This window comes from Polyangium sp. y55x31, from assembly GCF_029946505.1.
Taxonomy (GTDB): domain Bacteria; phylum Myxococcota_A; class Polyangia; order Polyangiales; family Polyangiaceae; genus Polyangium.
Window position 1 is genome coordinate 174,269 of sequence record NZ_JARZHG010000023.1, and the last position, 7,489, is coordinate 181,757.

Consider the following 7,489-nt stretch of genomic DNA (forward strand, 5'->3'; position numbering starts at 1 on the left):
TACCTGCCATGAGTGAAGCTGGGACGACGGGCACGGGATCCGTCCGCCCCTCCGAGCAGCGCTCGCCTGCCAAGGCGCAGCCGCCAGCCACCGGGGGGAAGGACGGGCTCGTTTACGCAGAGGACATCGACTCTCTCCTGGGTCGACTCGGTGCCAGTTCGAGCGGGGGGCTCGACGAGGCCGAGGCCGCGGCGCGGCTCGAGAAACACGGCAAGAACAAGCTCCCGGATCCGCCGCAGAAGAGCGCGATCCGGAGGCTCGTCGAGCAATTCGCGAACCCACTGGTCCTCACGCTGCTGGCCGCCGCCGCGATCGCGGTCGTCGTCGGCTTCACGGATCACGAGGGCGGGATCCTGCATCGCTTCGGCGACGCGATCGCGATCCTCCTGATCGTCATCCTCAACGCGTTCCTCGGGTACTACCAGGAGCGGCGCGCGGAGGCCGCGCTCGAAGCGCTGCAGAAGCTCAGCGCGCCGTCGGCGCGCGTGCGCCGCGGCGGCAAGGTGATGGTCATCGCGGCCGAGGACGTGGTCCCGGGTGATCTCCTGGAGCTCGAAGCGGGCGACGCGATCGCGGCCGACGCGCGGCTCGTGCAGACGATCGACCTCGCGACCGAGGAAGCAGCGCTGACGGGCGAGAGCGCCGCCGCGGCGAAGGACGCGCTCGCGCCGGTCGCGGCGGACGCGCCGCTCGGCGATCGCGTGAACATGGTCTTCACGGGGACGATCGTCGTGCGCGGCAAGGCGCGCGCCGTCGTCACCACGACCGGAAGCGGCACCGAGCTCGGCAAGATCGGCGAGATGATCCGGTCCGTCGGCGAGACGAAGACGCCACTCGAAGAGCGCCTCGAATCGTTCGGCACGACGATCCTGCGCGCGTGCCTCGTGCTCTCGGCCGTCCTCCTCGGCTGGGGCTTCCTCCGCGGCGGCCGGCCGTGGCACGAGCTCTTGCTCGAAGCCGTGAGCCTCGCGGTCGCCGCGATCCCCGAGGGTCTGCCGGCGATCACCACGATCACGCTCGCGCTCGGCATGCAGCGCATGGCGCGGCGCGGGGCCATCGTGCGCAAGCTGCCGGCGGTCGAGACGCTCGGCGCGGCGACGGTCATCGCCTCGGACAAGACGGGCACGCTCACGCAGAACGAGATGACCGTGCGTGTCGTCTACGCGGGCGGCAAGCGCTACCAGGTCACGGGCGAGGGCTACGATCCGCACGGCATGTTCCGGCACGAGGGCGAGATCGACCGGGGGTTCGGGGCGCAGGACGCCGAAGGCGATCCGAAGCCCCGAGCGATGGACCTAGAACTCGACAAGCTGCCGGCGCCGCTCACGTACACGCTCTCGACGGCCGCGCTCTGCAACAACGCGCACCTCGAGCAGGACAGGGAGACGAAGAAGTGGCGCATCGTCGGCGATCCGACGGAAGGCGCGCTGCTCGCGCTCGCGGCGAAGGGCAACCTCGCCCGCGAGTCCGTCGCTCCCTCGCACCAGTTCGTCCACGAGCTGCCCTTCGACAGCGACCGCAAGCGCATGACCGTGATCACGCGCGACCAGAACGGCCGCGAGATCGCGCACGTGAAGGGCAGCGTCGACGTGCTGCTCCCGCTCTGCGTCAAGTACGCGGCCGACGACGGCGTGCGTGGCCTGACCGAGGAGGATCGGCGCACGATCATCCATGTCGCCGAGGAGATGAGCGCGCAGGCCCTCCGCGTGCTCGCGCTCTGCCGTCGCGTGCGCAAGGACGGCGTGGCGGACGGCGACGTCGAGCGAGAGCTCACGTTCCTCGGCCTCGTGGGCATGATGGATCCGCCGCGCGCGGGCGTGAAGGAGGCCGTCGCGACCTGCAAGCGCGCCGGGATCCGCGCGGTGATGATCACCGGCGATCACAAGCTCACGGCGACGGCGATCGCCAAGGAGATCGGCCTCTGGGACGAGGGCGACGAGGCGATCACGGGCTCCGAGCTCGCGAAGATGACGGACGAGGAGCTGACGAAGCGCGTCGAGCACCTGCGCGTCTTCGCGCGGACCACGGCCGAGCAGAAGCTCCGGATCGTGCGGGCGTTCAAGGCGAAGGGGCACGTGGTGGCGATGACGGGCGACGGCGTGAACGACGCGCCGGCGCTGCGCGAGTCGCACATCGGCGTGGCCATGGGCCTCGGGGGCACGGACGTCGCGCGGCAGGCCGCCGACCTCGTGCTCGCGGACGACAACTTCGCCACGATCGTCGAGGCGGTGCGCGAGGGCCGCGCGATCTACCGCAACATCCAGAAGTTCATCTTCTTCTTGCTGTCGTCGAACATGGGCCTGCTCGTGGCCGTGTTCGTGGTGTCGTTCTTCGGCAAGTGGCCGCCGCTGACGCCGCTCATGATCCTGTGGATCAACCTCGTCACGAACGGCCTGCCGGCCCTGGCGCTGGGCATCGATCCGCCGGATCCGCACCTCATGCGCGAGCCGCCGCGCGACACGAGCGAGGGCCTCCTGAACCGCCGCGACTACCTCGGGATCCTCTACGTCGGCGGGATCATGGGCGCGGCCGCGGTGGCGCTCTACGTGCTGTCGCCGCAGGACGAGCAGGGGCTCTTGCAGACGCGCGCCGTCGCGTTCTCGCTGCTCGCGCTCTCGCCGCTCTTCCACGCGTGGAGCTGCCGGAGCCCGATCCTCTCGGCGTTCTCGTCGAAGCCGCTCGTGAGCCTCCCGCTCTTCCTCGCGTGCGCGGCGAGCGCGGCGATCCACCTGGTCGCGATCCTGGTGCCGAGCCTGCGCCCGGTCTTCCGGACGTACGCGATGTCCCCGCACGAGTGGATGATCCTGCTGGTCCTCTCGGCGCTCGTGGTGCCGGCCGTGGAGATCGCCAAGGCGATCGATCGGGCCATCCGACCGCGTACGGCCTGACCGAAGGGGTCGGCACCTTCCGACCCCCTCGCAACGCAGCGACCCCCCCGCGCAACATCGACGCGTCCCCCTCGCAACGCAGCGACCCCCCCGCGCAACATCGACGCGACCCCCTCGCAACGCCGCTACCCCCACGCGCAACGTCGACGCGACCCCCTCGCAACGCCGCGACCCCCTGGGCACACGATTGACCGCCTCCCCGGGGCGACTTCGCCCGGGTATCTTCGCGGGAACAACGGGCTTCCCGGGGCCTCACACCCCGGTGAACAAAGGTCCCCTGCCCCCGTCCATACCCTGCTCATGACGCCCTACCGCGCTCGCCTTGGCTCCGCCCTCACCGCCCTCGCCGCCCTCGCGGGGGCCTTCCTGGCCACCTCTCCCGCCGCCGCCGAAGGGTCGGCCGTGCGCGCCGCGCTCGTCGAGACCAAGTCCATCAAGCTGGACGGCGTCCCCAAGGAGTGGCCCTCGCTGATGGCGCTCTCGTACGCCACCAAGGGCAAGCCGTCGAAGACGGACCTCGAAGCCAAAGCCGCCCTCTCCTACGACGGCACGAGCCTCTTCATCGCCGTCGACGTCACCGACGACGTCCTGCGCGGCGGCGGCGGCGACCACGTGGCCCTCACGCTCGGCTTCCCAGGCGGCAACGTCCACGAGGTGCTGCTCTACCCAGGCGACCCGGGCAAATCCCCCGGCGCGGCCAAGACGAAGGACGGCAAAGCCATCACGGGCGCAAAGGTCATCGAAGCCCCGCGCAGCGGCGGCTGGACACTCGAAGCCACGATCCCCTGGACCGCCTTCCCCCCCGCCGCCACGACCCGCGTCGGCCTGCGCGGCGCGATCCAAGTGCACGACGCCGACACGGGCAACACGATCGAGTCCTCGGTCGGCACAGCGCCCTCGACGAAGTACGAGTCGATGCCGCCCGTGTCGATCGAGAGCGAGCAAGCCCTCGCCGAGGGGCTGCTCAAGGAGAAGAGCGTCCGCGGCGCGCCCAAGTTCAACCTGATCGCAGACGTCGCGGGCGACGCACTGAAGGAGCGCATCCTCGTGTGGGATCGCTACCTCGTCGTCCTCGGTCCGACGTTCCGCAAAGGCACCGAGTATTACTGGAACGACCTCGGCGTCGACGTCGCCGCAGGCATGTTGCCGTCCTTCGAGGCGCGAGATCTGACGGGCGACGGGCAAGCCGAGCTCGTCCTGCGCAAGCGTCTCGGCACGCCGAAGAAGTACCGCGAGTACCTGCAGGTCTTGCAGTTCGGCAAGTCGGACGTGCCCGCGACGCTCTTCCAGCACGAGATCGCAGTCGTGACGGAGAAGGGCGCAGTGGAGAACGAGGTGCGCTTCGACAGCGACGGCGCCAAAGTCGCCATCACGATCCTGCCCGGCAAGGCGAAGGAGTTCCACGCGGGCAACTACAACGAGCCACGCGAAACCTCGATGGATCCCGCACTCCTACCCTGGGAGACGATCGCTTCGAGGACCTACAAATGGAACGGCAAGGCGTTCACGAAAGCCGGCGAAACGACGCAAGCCGCAACGCCTCCCCCCGCAGCCGCCTCGAAGCCAGCCGGCGAGACCGTGAAGCCCGAGGCCCCCAAAGGCCCGAGCGCCGGAGAGCTCCTCGAGCAGGTGTACGCGCTCTACAAAAAAGAGCGCAGCGTGACGGGCAAGCCCCGCTTCAACGTGTCCGCAGACGTCTCCGGCGACAAACAAGCCGAGACAATCCTGCTGCACGACCGTGACCTCGTGCTCTTCGGCAAGGGCTTCAAAGGCGGTCAGGGCTACTCGTTCCTGTCACTCTCGCAGTTCACGAAAGGCACAGACATCACCGAAGTGAGCGCGATGGATCTGACCGGCGACGGCAAAGCCGAGATCATCGTGCAAGGCACACTGCACGCAAACGCCTCACCCGAAGCCGGCGGCGGCACCGTCGATCGCGACGTGCTGCTCGTCTACAAGGTCGAAGGCGAAGGCCTGAAGCGCGTGTTCGCCGCGGAGATCGGGCGCGCCATCGGCAAGAAAAAGGTGAGCGGCGCCTACCGCTTCGTGAAAGCGGGCAAGGGCGTGGAGATCGAGCTCGCCTCGGGCAAGGCGACCGAGTGGACCGCCGCAACCTACCCGTTCACGCAAGACACAAGCGCAAACGGCGGCATCGAGCCGCTCCTACTCCCCTGGAGCAACCTCAGCCCCGTCCGGTATCGCTGGACAGGCTCGGCATTCGGCCGCTGAGCCGAGTTGAGTTGAGGCGTCGCGCCGGGGCGCTGCCCCGGACCCCGCGGGGGCTGTTCGCCCCTCGACCCGAACCAGGGCAAGCCCTGGACCTTTGGCGGAAGAACTGCGCGGTGCGCAGTTCTTCCGACGGGCCGCTGGCAAGACCGTGAAGGTCGTCGCACGCAGCGGCACGTTGCCGGTTGAAACGTCAGCGCTGCCGTCTTGCTGGGCATGGTCGTCGCGGGTCTTGCCACCGGCTGTTCGATGAACTGCGCATCGCGCAGTTCATCGACCCCGAGTCCAGCGCTTGCGCTGGTCCGGGTCCAGGGGCGGACAGCCCCTGGTGGGGCCTGGGGCAACGCCCCAGCGCGACGCCTCGCCTAAAGCGCGATCTTCTTCCAGTCGCCGCTTCGGAACTTCAAGACCATCACGCCTGCGAGGAGCACCGCGTAGACCACGCCGGCGGCCCAGATGCCCATCAGGCCGAGGTCGAGCGTGATGCCGAGCAGCCACGCGAGCGGGACGAGACAGAGGAAGTGGAGCACGAGCTCCACGATCATCACGAAGCGTGAGTTGCCTGCGCCGAAGAGGGCCTGCGTGAGGATCATGCCGACGGCGATGATGGGCGTGCAGATGCCCATCAGCCGCATCGGGCCGAGGGCGACGTCGCGGACCACCTCGCTGTGGGAGACGAAGGCGAGGATTTGTGGGGCGAAGACGGCCTCGCAGAGGCCTACGACGCCGAAGATTGCGAGACCGAGACGCACGGAGGTCCAGCCGAAGGTCTCGGCCTTGTCGCCGTTGCGCTCGCCGAGGGACTGCGCGACGAGCGTGGCTGTGGAGGTGCCGAAGGCGAGACAGGCGGTGAACGTGAGCTTGAGGACGCCGACGATCACGGTCGTCGCGGCGCCGTTGACGGGCTCGGCTTTGCCGCCTGGGCACATCGCCGAGACGACGCCCATCGGGTGCACCTCGTCGAGTTTGCCTGCGATCATCGCGAAGAGCGCGAAGCCTGTCATGACGGCGATGGTCGCCACGCCGCTCGGGATGGAGAGCTTCAGGACCGACCAGGTGAGCCCGCGGTCGAGGTTCTTCCAGCGGAAGGGCGCGTAGAGCTTCCGGAATTGCGGCAGCAGCGCGTAGCCGACCATGATCGCGAGGCCGACGTACGTGGAGACGAACCCTGCGATGCCGGCGCCTGCGATGCCCATCTTCGGGATGCCGAGCGTGGCGTTGCCGAAGATCAGCAGGAAGCAGAGCACGATGTTCAGCGCGTTCATCACGACGGCCGAGACGAGGTGGATGTGCGTCTTGCCGATGCCGTCGAAGAAGGCCTTGAAGGCGAAGGTCGTCGCCATCGAGGTCACGCCGAGCAGACGCCAGCGCAGGTACTCGTCGGCTGCCGTGCGAGCGCCCTCGACCTTGATGATCGCGCCGAGGATGTGGGGCGTCGCGAGGTAGCCGATCGCGGAGAAGATGACGCCTGCGACGAGCGCGAAGAGTGCGGCGTTGAAGAGGACGGCGCCTGCGTCTTCGTGGTTCTTCTCGGCGAAGCGGCGGCCGACGAAGGCTTGCGTGCCGACGGAGATCGCGGAGAGCGAGCCGCCGAAGAGCCAGAGGACGATCAGCGAGGGGAGGAGCGCGGCTTGCGCGTTCGACGACTCTGGGCAGGGCAGTCGGGCGAAGAAGACGATGTCGATCTCGTTGACGACGCTCTGCGTGAGCATCGCCCCGACCGTTGGCAGAGCCAGCTTGAGAATGGCTCGGTGCGGCGGGCCGGAGGTGACGACGTTTTCACCCACGGCGGGCGGAGCAATCTGGGCCATCGAGTGTGCGCGGTATACAACGTGACGGCGCCCGATCGAGCAAAATGAGCGCCGCCGGGGGAGCGACGCGACTACTTCGTCTTGTTCGCCGGCTTCGCACCTTGCCCGCCTTCGCCCGCCTTGGACGCCATGCGGGTCTTCTTCTTGCGCCTCAAACGAGCTTGCTCGTCCTTGTCCTTCGATGCTGGCTCGGCGTGTGAAGGCTCGGTCGGTTCGGCGTGTGCGACGTCGTCGGCGTGGACGACCTTGTTCGCCCCGGCGGAAGCCTTGTCGCCCGAGGCAGGCGTGACGCTCGGCTTGTCTGCCTGCGCGACGGCCGCGACCATCTGGCTACCTGCCGCGGCCTCCTTCGTGTCCTTCTTGGGCGCGCGGTGCGACGGGCGAGGACGCGCCGGCGTGGGCGGAGGCGGCTCCGGGTCGGCCGAGATGGGGACCTCGGCGAGCTGAAGCGGCTCGGGCGCGGCTGCAGGTGCGGGCGCAGGCTCGGGTGCGGGCGCAGGCGCGGGCGCGGATGCGGGGTCGGCCGCGGGCGCGGCGGCCTCGGCGACGGCGGGGGCCGGATCG

At 69.0% G+C, this 7,489-nt stretch carries 3 protein-coding genes and 1 pseudogene; 2 read left to right on the plus strand and 2 right to left on the minus strand.

The genetic code is table 11. From position 1 onward, the window contains the following. Positions 1-8 precede the first annotated feature (8 nt). Both QHF84_RS32210 and QHF84_RS32215 read left to right on the plus strand, forming a co-directional pair. Entirely contained in the window at positions 9-2,888 is a 2,880-nt protein-coding gene (locus QHF84_RS32210; protein ID WP_281317315.1) for a cation-translocating P-type ATPase, read from the plus strand. Between the two features lie 300 nt (positions 2,889-3,188). After that, complete coding sequence (locus QHF84_RS32215; protein WP_281317316.1) at positions 3,189-5,117, plus strand: hypothetical protein; 1,929 nt, start codon at positions 3,189-3,191, stop codon at positions 5,115-5,117. A gap of 362 nt (positions 5,118-5,479) precedes the next feature. Here the strand turns inward: QHF84_RS32215 and QHF84_RS32220 are convergent, their stop codons facing one another. After that, a complete protein-coding gene (locus QHF84_RS32220; protein WP_281317317.1) occupies positions 5,480-6,925 on the minus strand; it encodes an MATE family efflux transporter in 1,446 nt (481 codons plus the stop codon). Positions 6,926-6,996: 71 nt separating this feature from the next. After that, positions 6,997-7,489: pseudogene (locus QHF84_RS32225) on the minus strand (hypothetical protein); the annotation flags it as partial.

Coding starts and splice junctions, on each gene's coding strand:
- QHF84_RS32210 (WP_281317315.1), top strand. CDS start 9: ATGAGTGAAGCTGGGACGACGGGCACGGGATCCGTCCGCCCCTCCGAG.
- QHF84_RS32215 (WP_281317316.1), top strand. CDS start 3,189: ATGACGCCCTACCGCGCTCGCCTTGGCTCCGCCCTCACCGCCCTCGCC.
- QHF84_RS32220 (WP_281317317.1), bottom strand. CDS start 6,925: ATGGCCCAGATTGCTCCGCCCGCCGTGGGTGAAAACGTCGTCACCTCC.